Origin of the sequence: Microbacterium sp. P03, from assembly GCF_043556235.1 — a bacterium.
Taxonomy (GTDB): Bacteria; Actinomycetota; Actinomycetes; order Actinomycetales; family Microbacteriaceae; genus Microbacterium.
Genome location: NZ_JBIGIM010000001.1, coordinates 395404 through 413674, shown reverse-complemented (window position 1 = coordinate 413674; position 18271 = coordinate 395404). Strand labels below are relative to the sequence as shown.

At 66.7% G+C, this 18271-nt stretch carries 24 protein-coding genes; 14 read left to right on the top strand and 10 right to left on the bottom strand.

Annotated features, from left to right (window positions below):
* Window positions 1-74: 74 nt before the first annotated feature.
* Window positions 75-1640 carry an MFS transporter gene (locus ACFXOO_RS01960; protein ID WP_394563177.1) on the bottom strand — a complete coding sequence of 522 codons (1566 nt, stop codon included), beginning with the start codon at window positions 1638-1640 and terminating at the stop codon, window positions 75-77.
* Window positions 1641-1705: 65 nt separating this feature from the next.
* Here ACFXOO_RS01960 and ACFXOO_RS01955 point away from each other — a divergent pair, with 65 nt between their 5' ends.
* Window positions 1706-2236: a MarR family transcriptional regulator gene (locus ACFXOO_RS01955; RefSeq protein ID WP_378851953.1), complete on the top strand. Its 531-nt coding sequence runs from the start codon at window positions 1706-1708 to the stop codon at window positions 2234-2236.
* Window positions 2237-2254: 18 nt separating this feature from the next.
* Here the strand turns inward: ACFXOO_RS01955 and ACFXOO_RS01950 are convergent, their stop codons facing one another.
* Window positions 2255-3109 (bottom strand): NmrA family NAD(P)-binding protein, encoded by an 855-nt coding sequence (locus tag ACFXOO_RS01950; protein WP_394562646.1) that lies wholly within the window; start codon window positions 3107-3109, stop codon window positions 2255-2257.
* Window positions 3110-3311: 202 nt separating this feature from the next.
* Between ACFXOO_RS01950 and ACFXOO_RS01945 the strand changes: the two genes are divergently transcribed.
* The 4 genes from ACFXOO_RS01945 to ACFXOO_RS01930 all read left to right on the top strand — a co-directional run bounded on the left by ACFXOO_RS01945 (window position 3312) and on the right by ACFXOO_RS01930 (window position 5969).
* A complete protein-coding gene (locus ACFXOO_RS01945; protein WP_378837307.1) occupies window positions 3312-3761 on the top strand; it encodes an SRPBCC domain-containing protein in 450 nt (149 codons plus the stop codon).
* 14 nt (window positions 3762-3775) lie between these two features.
* The gene (locus tag ACFXOO_RS01940) at window positions 3776-4132 is read left to right on the top strand and encodes a YciI family protein (RefSeq protein WP_378837305.1); all 357 of its coding nucleotides are present in this window, start codon (window positions 3776-3778) and stop codon (window positions 4130-4132) included.
* Between the two features lie 5 nt (window positions 4133-4137).
* Window positions 4138-5358 (top strand): RNA polymerase sigma factor, encoded by a 1221-nt coding sequence (locus ACFXOO_RS01935; RefSeq protein ID WP_394562645.1) that lies wholly within the window; start codon window positions 4138-4140, stop codon window positions 5356-5358.
* A gap of 80 nt (window positions 5359-5438) precedes the next feature.
* The gene (locus ACFXOO_RS01930; RefSeq protein WP_394562644.1) at window positions 5439-5969 is read left to right on the top strand and encodes a hypothetical protein; all 531 of its coding nucleotides are present in this window, start codon (window positions 5439-5441) and stop codon (window positions 5967-5969) included.
* Here ACFXOO_RS01930 and ACFXOO_RS01925 read toward each other — a convergent pair.
* Window positions 5945-6799: an MBL fold metallo-hydrolase gene (locus tag ACFXOO_RS01925; protein ID WP_394562643.1), complete on the bottom strand. Its 855-nt coding sequence runs from the start codon at window positions 6797-6799 to the stop codon at window positions 5945-5947. The genes ACFXOO_RS01930 and ACFXOO_RS01925 overlap by 25 nt on opposite strands.
* Window positions 6799-7386 (bottom strand): dihydrofolate reductase family protein, encoded by a 588-nt coding sequence (locus tag ACFXOO_RS01920; RefSeq protein WP_394562642.1) that lies wholly within the window; start codon window positions 7384-7386, stop codon window positions 6799-6801. The genes ACFXOO_RS01925 and ACFXOO_RS01920 overlap by 1 nt, the downstream gene beginning before the upstream one ends.
* Before the next feature lie 73 nt (window positions 7387-7459).
* Between ACFXOO_RS01920 and ACFXOO_RS01915 the strand changes: the two genes are divergently transcribed.
* The 3 genes from ACFXOO_RS01915 (at window position 7460) to ACFXOO_RS01905 (ending at window position 9778) form a co-directional block, all read left to right on the top strand.
* Window positions 7460-7840 carry a winged helix-turn-helix transcriptional regulator gene (locus ACFXOO_RS01915; RefSeq protein ID WP_378837294.1) on the top strand — a complete coding sequence of 127 codons (381 nt, stop codon included), beginning with the start codon at window positions 7460-7462 and terminating at the stop codon, window positions 7838-7840.
* Window positions 7841-8020: 180 nt separating this feature from the next.
* A complete protein-coding gene (locus ACFXOO_RS01910) occupies window positions 8021-8926 on the top strand; it encodes a pyridoxal-phosphate dependent enzyme (RefSeq protein ID WP_378837291.1) in 906 nt (301 codons plus the stop codon).
* A 126-nt stretch (window positions 8927-9052) separates the two neighbouring features.
* Window positions 9053-9778 (top strand): CPBP family intramembrane glutamic endopeptidase, encoded by a 726-nt coding sequence (locus tag ACFXOO_RS01905; protein ID WP_378837288.1) that lies wholly within the window; start codon window positions 9053-9055, stop codon window positions 9776-9778.
* Here the strand turns inward: ACFXOO_RS01905 and ACFXOO_RS01900 are convergent.
* Window positions 9775-10209, bottom strand: coding sequence for a YybH family protein (locus ACFXOO_RS01900; RefSeq protein WP_378837286.1), 435 nt, complete (start codon window positions 10207-10209; stop codon window positions 9775-9777). The two genes, ACFXOO_RS01905 and ACFXOO_RS01900, sit on opposite strands and share 4 nt — an antisense overlap.
* 448 nt (window positions 10210-10657) lie before the next feature.
* Here ACFXOO_RS01900 and ACFXOO_RS01895 point away from each other — a divergent pair, with 448 nt between their 5' ends.
* The gene (locus tag ACFXOO_RS01895) at window positions 10658-11458 is read left to right on the top strand and encodes a hypothetical protein (protein WP_394562641.1); all 801 of its coding nucleotides are present in this window, start codon (window positions 10658-10660) and stop codon (window positions 11456-11458) included.
* A gap of 25 nt (window positions 11459-11483) precedes the next feature.
* Here ACFXOO_RS01895 and ACFXOO_RS01890 read toward each other — a convergent pair whose 3' ends face one another.
* A complete protein-coding gene (locus ACFXOO_RS01890) occupies window positions 11484-12065 on the bottom strand; it encodes a histidine phosphatase family protein (RefSeq protein WP_394562640.1) in 582 nt (193 codons plus the stop codon).
* 189 nt (window positions 12066-12254) lie between these two features.
* On the opposite strand from ACFXOO_RS01890, the gene ACFXOO_RS01885 reads away from it, so the two are divergent.
* The 3 genes from ACFXOO_RS01885 to ACFXOO_RS01875 all read left to right on the top strand — a co-directional run bounded on the left by ACFXOO_RS01885 (window position 12255) and on the right by ACFXOO_RS01875 (window position 14136).
* Window positions 12255-12794, top strand: a complete 540-nt coding sequence (locus tag ACFXOO_RS01885) for a GNAT family N-acetyltransferase (RefSeq protein WP_394562639.1) — start codon at window positions 12255-12257, stop codon at window positions 12792-12794.
* 65 nt (window positions 12795-12859) lie between these two features.
* Window positions 12860-13435 carry a dihydrofolate reductase family protein gene (locus tag ACFXOO_RS01880; RefSeq protein ID WP_394562638.1) on the top strand — a complete coding sequence of 192 codons (576 nt, stop codon included), beginning with the start codon at window positions 12860-12862 and terminating at the stop codon, window positions 13433-13435.
* A 398-nt stretch (window positions 13436-13833) separates the two neighbouring features.
* A complete protein-coding gene (locus ACFXOO_RS01875) occupies window positions 13834-14136 on the top strand; it encodes a hypothetical protein (RefSeq protein WP_394562637.1) in 303 nt (100 codons plus the stop codon).
* A gap of 66 nt (window positions 14137-14202) precedes the next feature.
* On the opposite strand, the gene ACFXOO_RS01870 is transcribed toward ACFXOO_RS01875, so the two are convergent.
* The 3 genes from ACFXOO_RS01870 to ACFXOO_RS01860 all read right to left on the bottom strand — a co-directional run bounded on the left by ACFXOO_RS01870 (window position 14203) and on the right by ACFXOO_RS01860 (window position 16065).
* On the bottom strand, window positions 14203-14721 hold the full coding sequence (locus ACFXOO_RS01870) for a tetratricopeptide repeat protein (RefSeq protein ID WP_394562636.1): 519 nt from the start codon (window positions 14719-14721) through the stop codon (window positions 14203-14205).
* 76 nt (window positions 14722-14797) lie between these two features.
* The gene (locus ACFXOO_RS01865; protein WP_378851974.1) at window positions 14798-15496 is read right to left on the bottom strand and encodes a Type 1 glutamine amidotransferase-like domain-containing protein; all 699 of its coding nucleotides are present in this window, start codon (window positions 15494-15496) and stop codon (window positions 14798-14800) included.
* Window positions 15493-16065: a GNAT family N-acetyltransferase gene (locus ACFXOO_RS01860; RefSeq protein WP_378837268.1), complete on the bottom strand. Its 573-nt coding sequence runs from the start codon at window positions 16063-16065 to the stop codon at window positions 15493-15495. The genes ACFXOO_RS01865 and ACFXOO_RS01860 overlap by 4 nt, the downstream gene beginning before the upstream one ends.
* Before the next feature lie 375 nt (window positions 16066-16440).
* Here ACFXOO_RS01860 and ACFXOO_RS01855 point away from each other — a divergent pair, with 375 nt between their 5' ends.
* Entirely contained in the window at window positions 16441-17127 is a 687-nt protein-coding gene (locus tag ACFXOO_RS01855) for a 4a-hydroxytetrahydrobiopterin dehydratase (protein WP_394562635.1), read from the top strand.
* A 160-nt stretch (window positions 17128-17287) separates the two neighbouring features.
* Here ACFXOO_RS01855 and ACFXOO_RS01850 read toward each other — a convergent pair whose 3' ends face one another.
* Window positions 17288-17584 (bottom strand): hypothetical protein, encoded by a 297-nt coding sequence (locus ACFXOO_RS01850; protein ID WP_378837264.1) that lies wholly within the window; start codon window positions 17582-17584, stop codon window positions 17288-17290.
* A 366-nt stretch (window positions 17585-17950) separates the two neighbouring features.
* Here ACFXOO_RS01850 and ACFXOO_RS01845 point away from each other — a divergent pair, with 366 nt between their 5' ends.
* Window positions 17951-18187 (top strand): hypothetical protein, encoded by a 237-nt coding sequence (locus tag ACFXOO_RS01845; RefSeq protein ID WP_394562634.1) that lies wholly within the window; start codon window positions 17951-17953, stop codon window positions 18185-18187.
* Window positions 18188-18271: the final 84 nt, after the last annotated feature.

Sequence of the window (18271 nt, the reverse complement as noted above, 5' to 3'; positions counted from 1 at the left end):
CCGCACGACCGTTCGTGGTTTCCGTGCGACTCCCCCGGCCCCTGCCTCAGCGGCGCGCACGCGAATCGAACGGTTCACACGGGTGATGCGTCCTCGAAGGCGCCCACGGCCGTCGAACCGGGTGCCATGACGACGACGATCACCGCGGCGACCGCCAGGACGACCGCGCCCGCGAACATCGACGCGCTGAGCCCGACGGCGAAGGCCTCACGGGCGGCGACGGCGAGCGCCTCACCCTGGGGCCCGATCGCCCCCGCGATGCCGAGGGCCGCGCCCGCACCGCTGTCGGCGGCATCCTGGATCTCGGGTGGGAGGCCGTCGAGCGCCGGCGCGATGTCGTCGCGGTAGGACGCGACGAGGATGCTGGAGAGGACGGCGATGCCGAGCACCCCGCCCACCTCCCGTGTGATGTCATTGACGGCACTCGCGACGGAGCGACGCTCGGCGGGGAGTCCATCGATGATCAGCTGGGTGCCCGGGGTGATGCCCATCCCGAAGCCGATGCCGAACACCAGCACTCCCCCGGCCAGCACCCAGAGCGAGGGTTCGAGGCCGCCCAGGAGTCCGCGGCCGAAGACCGCGAACCCGATACCCATCAGCAGCAGCCCCAAGGACCCCGGCACACGCGCGCCCAGACGCTTCGAGAGCGCGGCGGACGCGCCGATACCCGCACCGACCCCCACCGGCACGACGAGGAGAGCGAGTGCGGCACCCAGCGGGGTGTACTCGAGCACGATCTGCAGGTACTGCGGTGAGAGGACGAAGAACCCGAGCGAGGCGAAGAACTGGATCGTGACGATGATCGAGCCGGCCGCAAGTCCTCTGTTCGTGAACAGCCGGACGTCGAGCGAGGGAACCGTCGCCCGCAGCTGGTGCACCACGAAGGCGATGAAGCCCGCGACGCCGACGGCGAGGGCGACCAGGGTCACCGCATCCGTCCAACCGCGCTGCGGACCCTCGACGACCCCGTAGACGAGACCTCCGAGGGCGACGACCGACCAGAGCGCACCGACCGCGTCCAGCGAGAGTGCGGGGTTGCGGTTCTGTGCCACCAGGAAGAGCACGGGAAGTATGAGGACGAGGGCGACGCCCCCGAAGAGAAGCTGCACGCTCCCCCACCAGAACGCCTCGAGAAGAGCGCCCGAGATGATCGAGCCGGCGACGGCGCCGGCTGAACTCACCCCCGACCACACGCCGATCGCGAAGCCGCGGCGTTCCTCGGGGTAGGCGTCCACCAACGCGGAGAGCGTGACGGGGAACACGGCGGCTGCCCCCACGCCCGACAGCGCACGCAGTGCGACGAACCACTCGGGGTCGGGCGAGAAGGCGGAGGCCACGCTCGCGCCGCCGAAGATGATGAGGCCGATCACGAGGACCGTCCGGCGGCCGACTCGGTCTGCCGCCAGCCCGGCGGTGAGCAGCAGAGCAGCGAAGGTGAGGGCGTAGGCATCGATGATCCACGTGAGCTGCGACTGGTCGGCGCCGAGATCGTCGGCGATGTCGGGCAGCGCGATGGCGAGCGCGGAGTTGCCCGCGACCACCAGGGCGAGTGCTGCGCACAGCACGACGAGCAGGGCGCGTAATTGAGACGGAGTCAGAGTGGCCTTCGTGGCCCCGGGCGAAGCAGTGGACATGTCGATCCCTTCATTTAGTTCCGAAACCGAGTGTCTCGGTAACGGAACTAAATGTCAAGTAGGATGTCGGCATGGATGCGACGAGCGAGCCCCGCCGGACCGCGCCGTGGTCGGCTGAAGACATCGAACGTGGCCGGATGTCGGCGGACGAGCTGTCCTGGGCGCTCCGGTCGGTCAACCGTGCCGCGACCCAGCTCGACCACGCTCTCGCCGCGAAGATGGGACTGCGCGCGCTCGACTACGAAGCGATGGGTCACATCATGGATCGCGAAGGAGCGATGCTCGGGCCCGCCGAGCTGGGTCAGAGGCTCGGCATCAGCACCGGATCGGCCACGGAGCTCGCCGACCGGCTCGAGCGTGCGGGCCACATCCTGCGCGCACGCGATGAGGCCGATCGCCGCCGCGTGGCGCTCGTGCCGCAGCAGAGCGCGGTGGGACGGATCCTCGACGAGCTCGGTCCCCTGTTCGAGGCCCTCGACGATGTGGCCGCGGGCTTCACCCGAGACGAGCGTGCAGCGATCGAGCGATATCTCCGGCTCGCGGCGAAACGCCTGGAGACGCGCGCCGAAGAGCTCGGCGGTTCCCCGCATCCGTCTCCGTAGCCCGCGAAACCTCACCCGTCAGGTGATCCATGCCGTCCGGTAATCGTCCACGAACTGCTCGAGCGACGTGGCGGGCTGGCCGGTGAGCCGCCGCACCGCACGGTTCGGGAACGCCGAGATGTTGAGCCGCACGACCCGGTGGATCATCTTCTGCACCTCGAGGTAGTCCTGCGGCGCGCCGGCGGATGCGAGCCGGGCCAGATACGCGTCTTCGCGTGGCCGTGCGTAGCGGATCGGGCGGTCGAGCACCGCACTCATGATCTCGGCGACCTGCCGGTAGCCGAGGCTCTGCTCACCGGAGAGTGTGTACGCCTTGCCGATATGCCCGGGCTGCGTCAGTGTCGCCGCCGCCGACCGCCCGACGTCTCTGGCATCGATGAAGGCGGTGCGCGACCTGCCGGCCGGGACGAAGATCTCCCCGTCCCGGCGAATGGCCTCGGCGTACGTGGTGGAGAGGTTCTGCATGAAGAAGTTCGGCCGCAGGAAGGTGAAGGGGCTGCGGGTCTCACGGAGGTACTGCTCGACCGCGTGGTGCGGCGTCCGGCGATTGGCCTGCACCCCCTGCAGGCTCAGGAAGACGATCTGGCGGATGCCTCGCCGAAGGGCCGCGTCGATCACCGGGAAGAGCGTCGCCTGCACATCCGCGATCGCGGGCGGCCGCAGGAGGAAGAGCCGATCCACCCCGTCGAGGACATCGTGGATCTCGCCGGCGCCGGCCACGTATGAGAACTCCCTCTGTACAGCGGCATCCGGGATCCTCTCGTCCCGCGTCGCCCGCACGCCGGCGATGACGTCCTGCCCGCGAGCGAGAAGGTCCGCGACGACGGCTGATCCGACGGTGCCGGTCGCGCCGGTGACGAAGACCGCGCTCACGGCGCCCTCCTGACTCTGGTGATGCATGCCGCGAGACCGGCGAGCTCGTCGTCGGACCCGTATCCGCTTTCCGCCTGGGCCATCAAGCCACCGTACCCATGCGCGTACCGCACTGTTCGGGAGGAATTTCCTCGGGAATGTCGAAATGCGTGGTGCTCAGACGTCTTCCTGGTGCGTCACCGTGGCGCACAGAGAGGACATCATGACCACGCAGAAGATCCAGCTCGCCATCAAGGCCGCACCCGAGGAGGTCTGGCGGGCCCTGACCAGCGCCGAGGTCAGCCCGGCCTATTACTACGGCTTCGAGGCCCACTACGACCTCACCGAGGGCGCGGCCTACTCCTACGTCGTGGAAGGACAGCCCGTCATCGAGGGGCGCGTGGACGAGATCATCGAGAACAGGAAGCTCCGCATGACGTTCGTCGGTCGATGGACACCCGATGTCGCCCGCCTTCCCGTCAGCACGGTGACCTATGAGCTCGGGGAGACGGCGATGGCCGTTCCCGGTCTCACGGCCCTCACCCTCACGCACGAGGGACTGCCCGACACCGAGACGGCACGCGATGTGGAGAAGGGGTGGGTCCTGATACTGTCCGGCTTGAAAACGCTTCTCGAGACCGGGCACCCCCTCGTTCCCGCTCCCGCGGCCTGAACAGGAGGACCAGCATGCAGTACGCGATCTTGGCCATGGAGGCAGAAGCCGACTACGCCGCACGCACCGATCCCACCGAGGCCGACGAATACTGGGCGTCCTGGGCGGCGTACGTGGCCGCGTTGAACGCCAGCGGGGTCATGACGGCGGCGGCGGGCCTCCAGCCGCCGAACCTGGCGACGACTCTCCGGACCCGCGGCGGGTCGACGGACGTGCAGGACGGTCCGTTCGCCGACGTGAAGGAACACCTCGGCGGCGTCTTCCTGGTCGACGTACCCGACCTGGATGAGGCGATGCAGTGGGCCGCGCGGTGTCCCGCAGCAGTGCGGGGCAGTGTCGAAGTGCGGCCGGTCCTCCCGCCGATGCAGTGATGCGGGTGGCCTCCCCCACCGACGAAGCGCTCGAACGGGCCTACCGCAGCTCGTTCGGGCGCCTCGTCGGATCGCTGTTCCGCAGCAACGGCGACCTCCAGCTCTCCGAAGACGCGGTGGCGAGCGCGTTCACCTCGGCGGTCTCGGCGTGGCGCGCCGGTGGCATTCCCGAGGCGCCCGAAGCGTGGCTTCGGGTGGTCGCCCGTAATCACGCGCTCACCGCCCTTCGGAAGCGGTCCCGGACGAACACCGTGGCGCCGGAGGTGATGGATGGTCTGCCCGCGGAAGCGGAGACGGACGACGGGTCGGATGTCGACGAGCGGCTCGCTCTTCTGATGGTGTGCGCTCACCCGGCGATCGATCCGCGCATGCATGCCCCGCTGATGCTGCAGGCGGTGCTGGGGGTGGACGCGGCGCGCATCGCCTCGGTCTACCTGGTGCCCGCGTCCACGATGGGTCAGCGGCTGAGCCGGAGCAAGGCGAAGATCCGTGACGCCGGTCTGCGCTACCGGGTTCCCGATCGGGAGGAGCTTCACGGACGACTCCAGGCGGTGCTTCAGGCCGTGTACGGCGCGTACGGACTCGCCGACCCGATCGCAGACGCGGAAGAGGATCGAGATGTCGCACTGCGCGCCGAGGCCATCCGGCTCGTCGAGGTCATCACCGATGTTCTCCCTGACGAGCCCGAGCCCTGGGGACTGCTGGCGCTTCTGCGGCACACCGAGAGCCGCCGGCCAGGCCGCTTCGTCGATGGCGAGTTCGTGCCCCTGCCCGCGCAGGACACGCGGCTGTGGTCGCCCGCCCTCCGCGTATCGGCAGACGACGCGCTTCGTCGCGCGGCAGGACTCGGCGGCGTGGGCAGATTCCAGATCGAGGCTGCCATCAGCGCCGTGCACTCCGCGCGGGCAGATCGGGGGACGACCGACCACGGCGCCCTGGTCACCCTGTACCGCGGCCTCCTCCGCGTCGCGCCCTCGACCGGTGCGACGATCGGAGCGGCCGCGGCCTTCCTCGCCGCAGACGATGTGGACGGTGCCGTCCGGACGCTCGGGAGCATCCCGTCCGATCAGGTCGCGACGCATCAGCCGTACTGGGTCTGTCGCGCGCAGATCGACAGGCGCCGCGGCGACGACGGCGCGGCACGTGAGGCGGCGGAGCGCGCCATCGGACTGACTGCCGATTCTGCGGTCCGTCGGTATCTGATCGCAGAATGGTTGCGAGGATGACTTCCGCCGACCGACGCGGGAGCGGTGGGCCGGCCCGCTAGCCCCCCAGGGGTGTCGGACGGTCGTGGCATGGTGTCGGCATGACGGATCACGATGAGCGGCCCCCGATCGGTGACGTCGTCGACGAGCGGATGCTGCGCCGGTGGTATTGGCTGAAGTCCGAGCTCGTCGAGATCGTGCGCGCCAGGGGCATCCCCGCTGTCGGAGGGAAGGTCGAGGTGACGGAGCGGATCGCCGCCCATCTTTCCGGCCGCCAGCTGACGCCGGTGAAGAGGGTGGAGCGCAGAGACGTCCTCCCCGCCGTTCTCGGCGCAGACACCATGATCGAACCGGGTCAACGCTGCACGCAAGCGCTGCGGGAATGGTTGCGCGGCCGGATCGGGCAGTCCTTCACCTTCGACGCGGCGACCCGCGCGGCGGTCGCCGCGGGCGGGATATCGCTGGGCGAGCTCGAGGTGCTGTGGCGGCAGCCGCGCCCCGCGCCATCCGAACCGGCGGAACAGTTCGAGCTCAACCGCTTCTCGCGCTCATGGCACCACGACCATCCCGGAGGCGGTCACGTCGAGATGCTCGACGCATGGAGGGTTCATCGATCGCGACCCCGGGACTGATCCGACGCGACGTTTCGTTCGCGCAGCAGGGCGGCTCGTTCGACGTTTCCCTCGTGGATGTCCCGCACCCACTCCCATCCGGGGCGAGGAGCGGTGACACGGGCGTCGGCGGTCGTCCGCGCATCACGGAGGTCGTGTATGTACGCCCGATCCGCGGCGATCCGGGCGTGGAGCTCGTCGACATCGCCTACGGAGCCGTGCCCGGGCACGAAGAGGTCGGCCCCTGACGCGGCCTGTTCGAGCAGTTCCAGACCGACGAGGTAGTCGCCCAGCGGGTCGAGGCCGTCGCCGTACAGGTCAGGCATCGGCACGAGCACATCGGAGAGCATGTCGCCCGCGACGATCACTCGGCACTCCTCGATGAGCAGCGCGGCATGCCCCGGCGCGTGGCCGCTGTGCTCGAGAATCCTGACGGAGGGGCCATCCCAGGGAAGCTCGACCGTGCCCTCCGACAGAGGTGTGAGCAGACCGAACAGGTGCAGCGGGACGTCGTCCGCGATCTCGGGTGGAAGACCTGCGGCTATCTGCGACCGCCAGTCGGGTTGTGCCCGCAGATGCTCGAGCACGTCGTAGGCGCGCGCTGTGCCGTAGCGGGGCACGTCGCCGAGGAGCGGGTGCCAGAGTGCGTGGTCCCAGTCCGGGTGCGTCGAAAAACCCGCCACGACCTCGAGGCCGAGGGCGCTGACCCCCGAGGCGAGGTCGATCAGTTCGGAGGTGGTCAGACCCGGGTCGATGATGAGGGCCCGCGAGCCGTCGTCGACGACGGTCGAGTTCGTCTCGATGCACTCGCTGGTGTGCACCCGCACGCCCGCCGCGATCCGGGTGAGCATCAGCGGGCATCCCCGTTCCGCAGGATCGCGTAGTGCCGCATGGTCACGCCCGAGTCGAACCTGGCGTCTCCCAGCAGTTCGAGGTCGAGCGGTCGGTCGTAATCGTCGAACAAGGTGCGCCCGAAGCCGAGGTACGCCGGGTGTGTCCAGAGAAGCAGCTCGTCCAGAAGCCCGTGACGCAGCAGCTGGGTCGCGATGTTCGCACCGCCGACGCCGATCCGGCCCTGCGTCACCGCGCGCAACTCGGCGAGCTGCCCCAGAGCACCGCGGGCCATGATCGTCGTGTTGTGCAACGCCGTCGTACGGGTGCGGGAGACCAGCACCTTCGGCTTCGCCGTCCAGATTCGACCGTAATCCTGCAGGAAGTCGGGTAGCGAGTCGTCGTCGGCCGCCCGCGGCCAGAACTCCTCCATCGCCTCATAGAACACACGGCCATGCACGATCGCCGACACCCCGCGCGCCTGCTCGTTGGCGGCGCGGTGGTACTCCTCATCTATGCGGAGCCACTCGCCCGCTCCGTTGTCCCCCGGCACCTGCTCGATCCGCAGATCGATCGACACGTTCATCGAGTACACGAAACGACCCATGCGGAGCTCCTCATAGTGATTGCGATTTGCAACCACTATGCTCGGCTGTGCACGCAACTGTCAAGGAGGCGGTATGGATCCCATCGGAGCGGCGGTCGACGTACTCGGCGACCGCTGGACACTGCTCATCCTGCGCGACATCGTGTTCGAAGATCGGCGCTATTTTCGCGCGCTTCTGAACGGCTCGCCCGAGGGCATCGCGACGAACATCCTCTCGGACCGGCTCGCGCGCCTTCTGGAGGCCGGCATCCTGGTGCGCGGCGCAGCCGGACGAGGGCAGCGGGCCCGTTACAGCCTCACGGAGGCGGGTATCCGCACCGTCCCGATCCTGATGGCGTACGGCGCCTGGGGAAGCGCCTGGAGATCGAGCGATGCGGAGGCCGAGGCATCCCCCGTGCCGTCTGAAGTCGACCTCACGCGTGACCTGCGCATCCGGCATGAGCGCCCCCTCTGACACGGTTCTCCCTCTCTCTGCATGGCGCATGATGAGCCTGCGAACTTCGACGGGCTCGACCGCCCTCTCGGGGTATTCGCGTACATCGACCACGCACTGCGCCAATGCTTCGAGCCGACCCGCTCGAACCCGCGGAGCACAAACTGCGCCTCAAGCGGGGCGGGTCGACATACTCGGGGGATGTTGTCTTTCCTCAGCGGGCCCACCCCGGTCGAACGCGCCCCGCGTCTGAGCGTCGAGATCGGGCTTCGCGCAGACCAGCTGCTGATCAAACGCGACGACCTCATCGGTCTGGGCGGCGGCGGCAACAAAGCGCGGAAGCTCCAGGTCACTATCGAGGAAGCCCTCGACGCGGGCGCGACCACCGTCGTCACGACGGGCGCACTGCAGAGCAACCACGCGCGGCTGACCGCCGCCGCGGCCGCTCGGGTGGGGTTGCGCGCAGTCCTCGTACTCGAGGGCGAGCGGCCCGGAAGGCCGACAGGTAACCTTCTGCTCGAAGAGGTGATGGGCGCCGAACTCGTCTTTGCAGGATCAGGCGACATCGATGGGGCCGTCGCTCAGGTCATGCGACGGGGAGCGGTGCACCGGATCCCGTTCGGCGGCACGTCGCCGAAGAGCGCGCAAGCCTATCGAGCGGCCGGACTGGAGCTGCTCGAGCAGGTTCCGGATCTCGGAATGGTGGTCGTCGCCGTCGGGTCGGGCGGCACGATGGCAGGCCTGGTCGCCGCGTTGGGCCCAGAACGCGTGATCGGCGCTCATACGGGTGCCGTCGAGGATCCGTTCGGGATCATCGCTGGTCTCCTTGCCGACATGGGAGCGGCGGGCGGCGACCGGCTGCGCATCGCCGTCGACCACGTGGGTGCCCATTACGAGACGCCCGGACCAGAGGTGCGCGACGCCCTCCTCCTCACCGCGCGTTCCGAGGGCGTCATCCTCGATCCGATTTACACAGCACGTGCGATGGCCGCGCTCGTCAGGGCCGCGGGTCGCGGCGAGATGGGTGACGCGCCCGTCGTCTTCTGGCACACCGGCGGGATGCCAGGCCTTTTCGGACATCCGGAACTCGTACTGGCAGATGCGTAGCATCGTCGTCGCACACACAGCGGCGGGATCGCCAACGGGCTGGCACGCTCCGGCGAGCGCCAACCTGCCGGACCGGCAGCCCACGCGGCGAACCCCGCTCGCAGCAGAATCGAGGAGAGCGAGAGGATGCTGAAAGGGGATCAGTGGCGAGCGATCGCGTTCGGCGTCACTGTACACGCGGCGCGCTTCGGCGTGATCATGGCGGCGCTCTCCACCGCAGCCGTTTTCGGCGTCTCCGGCTGGTACTTGGGGCTCGCGGCCAATGCCGCATGCGTCGTATTCGCGATTGTCCTCGTCTCGATGCGGGGACTCTGGCGCACAAGTGGCCTGTTCGTCGTTTGGCGGGGTCGAGTGGCGGCGCTTCTGCTTCTGCCGCTTGTGGCCGAGGTATTGCTGTGGGTCGTGCCATACGGGTTGGAAGACCGCCCGCCCGGGTTCGGGCTGTGGGGACTGACATTGCTTCTTGTGGGAATCAACGAGGAGTTGATCAGCCGCGTCGTCGTGCTCGAGCGGATGCGCTCCTCCTTCACCGCCCCCGCGGCCGTGACCGTGACCGCGGCGCTTTTCGGGCTGCAGCACCTGTCGGCGCTCGTCACGACCAGCCGGAGCGTCGAGGACGTGATGCTGAACGTTGTCGTCTCGGCCGGGTACGGGGCGGCGCTTGCTGCGTTCCAATACCGATTCCGCTGGGTGCTGCCGCTGATCCTGATTCACGCCGCAGCCGACTTCACGACGGTTCTCACCCGAGCCCCGTTGCCTGACCTGCTGGTGGCAGGGACGGTGGTGATGTTCGTGGCCCTGGCCGCGGTCACGCTGCGCGGGCGGCGAACGGAGGCCCGCGGCGCGGTCTAGGGTTCGAGGGTCGTGAGTCCCTGGCCGGTGGTGGGGTCCCAGGGGACCGATTCATGATCGTGAACGATCTTCCATCGGCCGTCGGCCCGCTTCCAGACGAGCGTGGCGCGGACCCACATGGACACCTCGTCTCCCGAGTGGAGGACGCCGGTCACGTGGTAGAGAAACGCTGTCGAGCCGACGTTGCCGTCGACATAGATCTGCAGGTCGCGCACCTCGTAGTCAGGACCGCTCGCGTATCCGTCGAACCACGCGCGTGTCTGCTCCGCCACCTGCTCGGAGCCGCGAAGCCGCAGTGGTGGCAGAACGTTGTACGCAAGGACGTCGGCGGCCTGCGCGTCCGCAAGGTACTGAGCGTCGCGAGCCGCGATCGCTTCCACTCGCTCGCCGATCAAGGTCCGAAGTTCGTGTCCTAGCGTGTAGTCAGTCACGAATCAAGAGTTGCACCAGGTGAGGCTCTTGGCTAGGTCCCTGCGAAGCGGCGAGAGGTCCAGTCACCGCCGCGCTACGTCCACACCACGGGCGACCCCTGCGGGTGCATTCTCTGGACGGTACGACAGAGCGACCGTGCTGGAGTCTTTCCATGTGCGCACTCCGAGGAGCCTGAGATTGATCTGCGGAAGCCCGGTGTAGGCGCGGGCGTCTCCTGCGACGATTTTTCCCATCGGTTCCTCCTCATGCATAGCGTGCCGAGCCTGTCGAGCCCCGCTCAGCATCGTGCCTTCGACCCGTCCGATCAACACCCTCCTCGCGATGCCTACCTCGCGATTTCGAGAGCGACAGCGATGGCTGCCGGCGTGTGACTCCTCTCGGCGGCCCGTCCGTGAACGGCAATCCGCTGCCCCGCAGTGCGGAGGGTCAACGGCGCGGCGCTGAGTGATGAGCCGACGAGGCCTCGTCGCTGAAGGGGCGCATTCCTGTCGAGCCCTCATCCGTGTAAATGGCGATCGCTCCTACCGCGACGCCGGACACCTCGTCCGCACGGTGACCGAAAAGCAATTCCGCCCCGCTATCCCAATACACAACCCGGCCGACGGCATCAGTCATCACTACGGCGTGCACCATGGGCCGATCGTATCCAATCGCGTCGCGCGCGTATCCAATCGCGTCGCGCGCACGGGAGGTTCATCGGGGGGTGTCCTCCGCGGGACTGACGGCGCATGCGTCATGCGGGTGGCATTCACGCCTCGGCAGGACCAGACTCGATGGCGTGGGCGCGAAGTGTGCGCCGGCGGCGAGGGAGCGATGACTGACAAACTGTCTCCTCGATTGCGTCAGGTCGTGGATGCGCTGCCACTCGAACCTGGCATGCGAGTGCTGGAGATCGGTGGGGCGCCAGGCGCGGCTGCGCGCGCCGTGGCCGACATCATCGGGCCGCGAGGTCACATCATGGTCATCGATCGATCGCCTCGAGGTATAGCCCTGACGAGCGCGGCTTGCGTCAGCGAGATCGCCGTCGATGTGTTGTCGGTCCTGCAGGCGCGGGTGGAGGATTTCGTCCTGCCGCCAGGTACCGGATTGTTCGATCTGGCGTTCGCTTGCCGAGTGGGGGCGCTCGACGGCCGTCACCCGCACCTCTACCAGCCCGCCGTCGCCAGCATCACTAAAGCCCTCACACCTTCTGGACGACTCTTCGTGGACACGGGTGACCCGTTACGCGAGCTCGAACTCTCCTGCTGAGTGATCGTTCAGCGGGCGATGTGCCCTAGCCGACCTGCCCGTGGGATGGGAGCGGGATGTGGGTTGTGTCGTTGAAGAGGCGCAGCATCAGGTCACCTGCCGCGTCCTCGTGGAGGATGGTCAATCCGGCGTTGGACACCGTGAGCCGTAGCCAGCTCGAAGGACGTGCTTCGACGGCGAGCGCCACGAATTGCGAGATGACGAAGCTGTGGGTCACCATCACGACGCGGCAAGGTCGATCTCGCGAGCGCAGTTGCGACCACGCGGCTGCCAGAGCGAGTCCGTCCTCATCGCGCTCGTCTTCCGGTACGGCATCGAACCAGTCGAGTCGGCGCCGCGTGTATTCGTTGCGGAATCGGGCAGAGGGGACGGGGGTTCGATCATCGAGAAGGTCGGTGGACCAGGTGTCGATTCTCAGGTGGGATGCAGGGAGGCCGGCGGTCTCTTGTGCACGACGTTTCGGCCCGTGCCAAACAGCACCGATTTCTTGGTCGGCGAGTCGACCAGCGAGGGCGAGCGCTTGTAGGCGACCTGTGCTCGACAGTCCCGGATCGGCGCTGTCATCTCCCGACGCTTCACCATGACGCACTAGCAGGATGCTGCCCACCCGCAGATTCTATTCACACCGCCTCCGCACGCCGCGAGAGATCTGCGACGTGCCTCGGAGACCCGGCTCAGACGATCTACCATGCTCCCGTGGGCCCACCAGTTGTCGCGGCGAACGATCCCGCTGCGCGATGTGGCTGCGGTCCTCACGGCGGAGTGCGCGAGAAGATCGATGCGGTAGACATGGCAGATGATCTCGGGGCCGCATTCACCTGATGAGACGGTGCTGAGCTTTCAACGACTCAGTGACGACGACCTGGACGCGGTGCACCGGCTGCACGGCGACCCCGCGACGAATGTCCACAACCCCTATGGGGCGTCACCGGACGAGGCAGCGAGTGCGGCGACACTTGCGGATTGGGTGGAGCACTGGCGTCGACGCGGATACGGTTACGAACTCGCATTCGCGCGAGACGAATTGGCCGGAATCGAGGGAGGACGCCGAGACGTGTGGCGCGGCATGCCCGTCGTGAACCTCTATTGGCGCTTACTCCCCTCGTTTCAAGGGACAGGATTGTCCGTCGCCCTGGCGCAGCGGGCCCTCCAACTGGCGACAAGTGCGGAGACGACGGACCTGATCGTCGCCCGCATGCTTCCGGCGAACGTCGCGTCGATGCGGGTGGCGCAGCGGCTCGGCCTGCATCGGCGTCCGGACCTCGACGACGTCCACGACGGTTTCGCATGGGTGATCTACGCACACAGGCCCGACCCTCGCAGCTCGTCCGCGTGAAAACGGCCGGCGGGCAGCATCCTCCCCGGGTTGAGGGACGGTTGATCCACTTCTAACATTCACGAATGGCCGTGATCGTTGTGAACCACGTCAGTCTCGACGGCGTTATGCAAGCCCCGGGGAGAGCGGATGAGGACACCCGCGGGGGGTTCACCCACGGAGGCTGGGCGGCGTCCGCCGACGATCCGAAGATGGGCGAGGCCATGGGTGTCGCCATGGGGGGTCAGTTTGCGTGGCTGTTCGGACATCGCACCTACAACGACCTGCTGGGCCATTGGAACGAGGTCGGAGGTCCATTCAAGGATGGCCTCAATAACGTTCCGAAGTACGTCGCCACGTCCGACCCGACGACAGAACTGCCCTGGCCGAACTCCTCTGTGGTGAGCGGCGACGTCCCTGCGGCAGTCACCGCACTTCGCGCGGAGGTCGACGGCAATGTCGTGATCATGGGAAGCGGCGAACTCGTCCAGTCGCTCCTGCCACACGGTTTGGTCGACGAGATGCTCTTGATGATCCATCCGGTGACACTCGGAAGAGGGCGCAAGCTGTTTCCCCTCGACGATGCGCTCAGGCACTTCGCACTGGAGAGTGCGGAGACTACGGATGACGGCATCCTCCTCGTAAAGTACCGCGGTAAATAGACGCCCGCGCCCGACCGTTGACATGCCCCCCGGGTCTAAATCACGGTGGTTGATCGAGGCGATTGCCCGAGAATCAAGATGTGAGAGAGTCAATCTTTCGGGCCGGTACAGACAGAGGTCACGCCCCTCTGATCGTTTTACACGGTTCGGATGGAAGCGCGTGCGACCTGCTGCCCCTTGCCGAGGCGATCGCTCCCGCGGCCCCCGTTCTGGCCGTCCGCGGAACAGTCGCCTCAGAAAGCGGATACGCATTCGTCCGTCGGTTCCCGGACCGTCGGATTGACGAGGAGGATCTTCACCTTCGGACATCTGAGCTCGCTGCGCTCATAGCCGATTCCCTTGCTCGCCACGATCTCCAGAGTCCCCCGCTGGCAGTGGGCTTCTCCAACGGAGCGATCATGACCGCAGCCCTGTTGATGACACACCCGACTCTCCTCGCCGGCGCCATCCTGCTGCGACCGACGGCGCCCTTCGCTTCGATCCCGGACGTGCGCATCCCCGGCAGTCCGGTGATGATCGTCGACGGAGCAGCGGACGATCGCAGAACGCCAGCTGACGGCGTCCTCCCCGCAGATCAACTTCGCCAGCTCGGCGCGATGGTCACACACCACGTCATCGACACCGGTCACGGTCACACCGACGTCGACCGCCAATTGGCGCGCCGGTGGCTTGGAAGCACGACGTTCCGCTCCCCGGACTGACCTCGTCTCACATTCCGTGCACGCGGAGGTCCCTGGTTCCGCCTCGAAAGTCAGCACGCCGATCTTTCACCGGGACATTCCTGGCGACCCTGCGTCCAGCGAAGCCAGGTACTCGGCGTTACCGCGTATGGCCGGCTTGTATCTGTTCAGATCAGGCGTGTCGACATGGTCGGCGAGAACGTTGAGGAGGATTGCGAGCGCGGCGTTTGCGTGCCCAGAAGCGTGTAGCGCGAGGGCTTCGAAGACTCCGAGTGCTACGGACTCCGGGAACTCACCGCGCGCCCGGGAGAAGACCGCCCTCGACTCGTCGATCCGGCCGAGGTTGCGGAGCGTGCTTCCGAGCTGCAGGAAACAGCGGCGGCGAACATCTCCTGACAAGCCCTCTTCCATGGCCTGTTCGTAGAAGTACAGCGCAGTCGCTTCTTCCCCTGCCGTGTCATAAGCGCCACCGAGTTCGTAAAGCACCCGCGGATGCCGAGGGTGGTCGTGGTGGAGGGGCAAGAGAGCCTCGATGGTGGGACCCATGTTGTCGCGGTCACGTGCGGCGAAGATGCTGTCGAGCTGAGCGTCAAGCAAATCTGTCATGGTCGAATTTTCCTATCAACGTCGGCCAGGACCGCGGTCATCGTGAGCCCGCTGACGCGTCTCGATAGCAGACCCTTCATGACGCGGAGTCGGCTCCGTGGTCGCTGATCGGGAAGAGCTTCCAGCGGCCCTCTGTGATGATGTCGACCACGCCGTCGGTGACGCTGATGGCCGTCTGGTCGTCGATGGCGTACGACCGGTGGTCAATGCCTGCCGCCCACTTCTCGGCCGCAGCGAACGAGTTGCCCGGTGCCCCCTCGAGCGCGAGGTGCGGGCAGATCGAGAAATCGACGAGCCCGAGCGCGCTGTCGCCCCCGAGCGGCGGTTTCCATCCGACGAACTCTCGACCGATCTGCGGCGTCATCACCATGCTCCCCGCGCTCATCCCCACCCACACTGTCTCGGCCAGTGTCGGGAACATGTCCACCAGTCCCGACTCGACGATCCAGTGACTCAGGTAGAGAGCATCGCCGCCGGCTGCGAGCAGTACGTCGGCCTCGGCAACGAGCGGCTTCCACCGCTCCTCGTCGATGCTCGGCAGTGCGGTCAACTCCAGCACGCCCACGGACTTCCACCCGAGATCGACCATCGGATTCTCCGATCGCCCGCTGATGAACTCCCACGCCTTGATCCCAGGGCCGAGCCAGGGGTGCCCATACTGGGCGGTGGGTATGCACAACGCCGTCGACGTCGCTATCGGTTTGCCGAGCAGTCGTTCCAAAGCCCCACGGATGGAGGGATTGGTCACTCCTGCCGACGTGAGAAGCAGCTTCACGGTGTCCCTCCGAGGCTGCGACGGGACGCGGCACCCGACGGGCCGACTCCTGCCGTCTGCGCCACGTCGAATTTGAAGCCCACGTGCGAGTCGACGAACCCGAGCCTCCGGTAGAACCGGTGGGCTTCGTCGCGGGCGGCGTCGGAGGTGAGCTGCACGAGCGGCGTCTCCAGATCGATCGCCGCTCGTTCCACAACCCACCGCATCATCGCGCTCCCGATACCGGAGGAACGGTTCGTGCTCGCGACACGAACGGCCTCCACGTGCAGCCTGGTACTCCCCTGACGCGCCATCCCAGGAATGACCGTCAGTTGCAGGGTTCCGACGACGCTCTTCTCTCGGTTCACCGCCACGACGACTTCGTTGCCGGGATCGTGGATGATGCGATCGAGGGCAGCCCCGTACGCGGGTTCGCCTTCATCGTTCGCAACGTCCCCGCGACCGGCACTGACGGGGTCGTCGGATAGCAACCGGATGATCGCTTCCAGGTCATCGAGCGTCGCACGACGGACGAGCATGCGTTCGTCTCCGACTTCGATGGACGTGGGAAGGGCCAGACGCTCAATCACGCTCCATTCTCTCGACTGCGGCCGGTTTTGTGGTCACGGCCCGCTGCATCCCCCTCTCGATCCCTTGCGCGGCGGGGCCTGTCACGCTGACCGACCCTTCCTTGAAGCGAGACGGTCCTGGACGCCAGTGATCTGGCTGACGGGTGGTTCGTTCACCACGCCTCGTTGCAGGAGACGTGCGTCCCCTGTTCGTTTACGACGAAAGTGTTGTGCCCACCGGTCTTCATTGCGGATGCCGGTATAGGCGAGGTCGTCGCGCTGGCCCCTGAGGGGTCTAGCGCTGACAGGCGGCGCGGGAGATACTTACCTCTCTCCGGGCGAGGCTCGGCCCTGCGCATCGATACGAACGACGCGATCAGAGATGGGATGTAGTCGATGGATATGTTGACGGGCGCGGAGATCGCGCAGGCGGGACTGAGCGACTGGCGCAAACTGGCGCAGGGTCTGCATGCCCGCTATCTTGTCGACGACTTCGGCGCCGGGGTGCGGTTCATCACCGCGGTCGGCGCGGCCGGCGACTCTTTCGGGCACCACCCGAGTGTCTCGATGGGCTCCGGGTATGTCGACCTGAAGCTCGTCAGTCCCGACGCCGTCTACAGGGATGACGCCGGCATCGAGCATGTCGTCGAATGGGTCACTCAAGCGGACGTCGACGTCGCGCGGACCATCTCGTACCAGGCCGCAGACCAGGGTTTGGTCGCAGACCCGGCCGCGGTCAGCGTGATCGAGCTCGGCCTCGATGCAACGAACTCTGCAGCCGTGGCGCCGGTGTGGGCAGTGCTGCTCACGGGGAATGCCGAGGCACAAGGTCACGGTTCGCCGAGCGACGAGATCAGGGACGCGACGGGGCGCGTGCCCAACCTGTGGTTTGGGGACGCCGATGTCGAGGCGACATCCACGCAGCGATTCCATGTTGAAATCTACGTGCCAGCCGAGACAGCCGAACGACGAATCGCTGCTGCGATCGCCGCCGGCGGCTCCATCCTCGATGACAGCGGTGCGCCGTCGCTCACAGCGATCGCCGACCCGGAAGGGAACACCGGAGTCATCTGCATCGCCTGACCTGATCACCGCAGATGCGACCACGAGAACGCTTCGCTCTCGACGCCCAGACTCCCCGAAACGAAGAAACCCCCAGAATCTTCCGGAAATGGGGGTGGTCTCGGACACCCGGCGGCGCCGGGTGAACCGAGTCCCGGGCAACCGAGCCATTGCCGACCGGTCAGCGAGACAGTGGGCGAAGCAGATCCTCGGTAACGGGGAGCGACACTGAGTAGTAGATCTGGTCTGCGGTCATGTCACCCCAATCATCCTTCTTCACCCGTACTGCCGCGGACGAGACCTCTGCGATCCGCACACGAAGCCACGAGCCGTCGTCGAGCCGCAACTCGTAAGGGTCGGCAAGATACCCCAGGCCGAGCTCGTCAAGCGTCTCCTCTGCGAGCATCCATTCCACGGCGTCTGTTCGCTGACGCCCCAACAGATCGACTGCCACGAATCCCTCGCCGACGGGCTTCATCCACCCGACTCGTTCCCCGTCATCGGAACGTCGATGTTCGATCCAGTCCTCTTCCACCCGTCAAAGATAGCGACCCACCAGAAGAGCATGTCCGCAGGACGACCGGCTTGCGGGCGTGACGCGAGGAAGGCGACCGGCGTACTGTCTGCTGCATGGGTGAGCGCTTTTGCAAACCGCGTCACACTACCCGCTCGGACGGCCGTTCCACATTGGTCACGACTAGTGATCGGGGCGTCTATGGGTCACGATAGTGAGAGTGGATGCGCAACATCTGTTTCCAGGGACGCTGAGAGCGATATACGACACGCTCCGCTCCCATGTGCTTGCCGTGGACGGCGGCATCATCGAGGAGTTGCGAAGACCCAGGTGAGCTACGGAGCAGCTCGGAAGTTCATCTGGCTCAGTCCGCTCACGAAGAGCAAAGCACTTCTTACGGTTGACATGTGGGACGAGCATCGGGATCCGATGATCCGGGACGTCATTCGCTATCGCGAGGACAAATTCACCCATCAGATCGAGGTGCGTACGGCGGAGGACGTCGAAGCCGTATCGACGCTTGGTTGGTTCGCAGAAGCCGCTCGCTGGGGGCGCAAGGAGCGCTGACGGCACTGCCCAAGCTCGCGAATGCAGCGCCCATATAGGGATGGTCGCCCGGGAAACAAGGACGCCCCTTCTCGCACGCCATCC

What these genes read in the sequence shown, in the direction of transcription:
- ACFXOO_RS01910 (WP_378837291.1), top strand. Translation starts at nt 8,021, where the DNA reads ATGTTGTCTTTCCTCAGCGGGCCCACCCCGGTCGAACGCGCCCCGCGT.
- ACFXOO_RS01880 (WP_394562638.1), top strand. Translation starts at nt 12,860, where the DNA reads ATGGCCGTGATCGTTGTGAACCACGTCAGTCTCGACGGCGTTATGCAA.
- ACFXOO_RS01885 (WP_394562639.1), top strand. Translation starts at nt 12,255, where the DNA reads ATGATCTCGGGGCCGCATTCACCTGATGAGACGGTGCTGAGCTTTCAA.
- ACFXOO_RS01930 (WP_394562644.1), top strand. Translation starts at nt 5,439, where the DNA reads ATGACGGATCACGATGAGCGGCCCCCGATCGGTGACGTCGTCGACGAG.
- ACFXOO_RS01915 (WP_378837294.1), top strand. Translation starts at nt 7,460, where the DNA reads ATGGATCCCATCGGAGCGGCGGTCGACGTACTCGGCGACCGCTGGACA.
- ACFXOO_RS01895 (WP_394562641.1), top strand. Translation starts at nt 10,658, where the DNA reads ATGAGCCGACGAGGCCTCGTCGCTGAAGGGGCGCATTCCTGTCGAGCC.
- ACFXOO_RS01875 (WP_394562637.1), top strand. Translation starts at nt 13,834, where the DNA reads ATGACCGCAGCCCTGTTGATGACACACCCGACTCTCCTCGCCGGCGCC.
- ACFXOO_RS01955 (WP_378851953.1), top strand. Translation starts at nt 1,706, where the DNA reads ATGGATGCGACGAGCGAGCCCCGCCGGACCGCGCCGTGGTCGGCTGAA.
- ACFXOO_RS01905 (WP_378837288.1), top strand. Translation starts at nt 9,053, where the DNA reads ATGCTGAAAGGGGATCAGTGGCGAGCGATCGCGTTCGGCGTCACTGTA.
- ACFXOO_RS01945 (WP_378837307.1), top strand. Translation starts at nt 3,312, where the DNA reads ATGACCACGCAGAAGATCCAGCTCGCCATCAAGGCCGCACCCGAGGAG.
- ACFXOO_RS01855 (WP_394562635.1), top strand. Translation starts at nt 16,441, where the DNA reads ATGGATATGTTGACGGGCGCGGAGATCGCGCAGGCGGGACTGAGCGAC.
- ACFXOO_RS01925 (WP_394562643.1), bottom strand. Translation starts at nt 6,799, where the DNA reads ATGCTCACCCGGATCGCGGCGGGCGTGCGGGTGCACACCAGCGAGTGC.
- ACFXOO_RS01940 (WP_378837305.1), top strand. Translation starts at nt 3,776, where the DNA reads ATGCAGTACGCGATCTTGGCCATGGAGGCAGAAGCCGACTACGCCGCA.
- ACFXOO_RS01850 (WP_378837264.1), bottom strand. Translation starts at nt 17,584, where the DNA reads ATGAAGCCCGTCGGCGAGGGATTCGTGGCAGTCGATCTGTTGGGGCGT.
- ACFXOO_RS01870 (WP_394562636.1), bottom strand. Translation starts at nt 14,721, where the DNA reads ATGACAGATTTGCTTGACGCTCAGCTCGACAGCATCTTCGCCGCACGT.
- ACFXOO_RS01920 (WP_394562642.1), bottom strand. Translation starts at nt 7,386, where the DNA reads ATGGGTCGTTTCGTGTACTCGATGAACGTGTCGATCGATCTGCGGATC.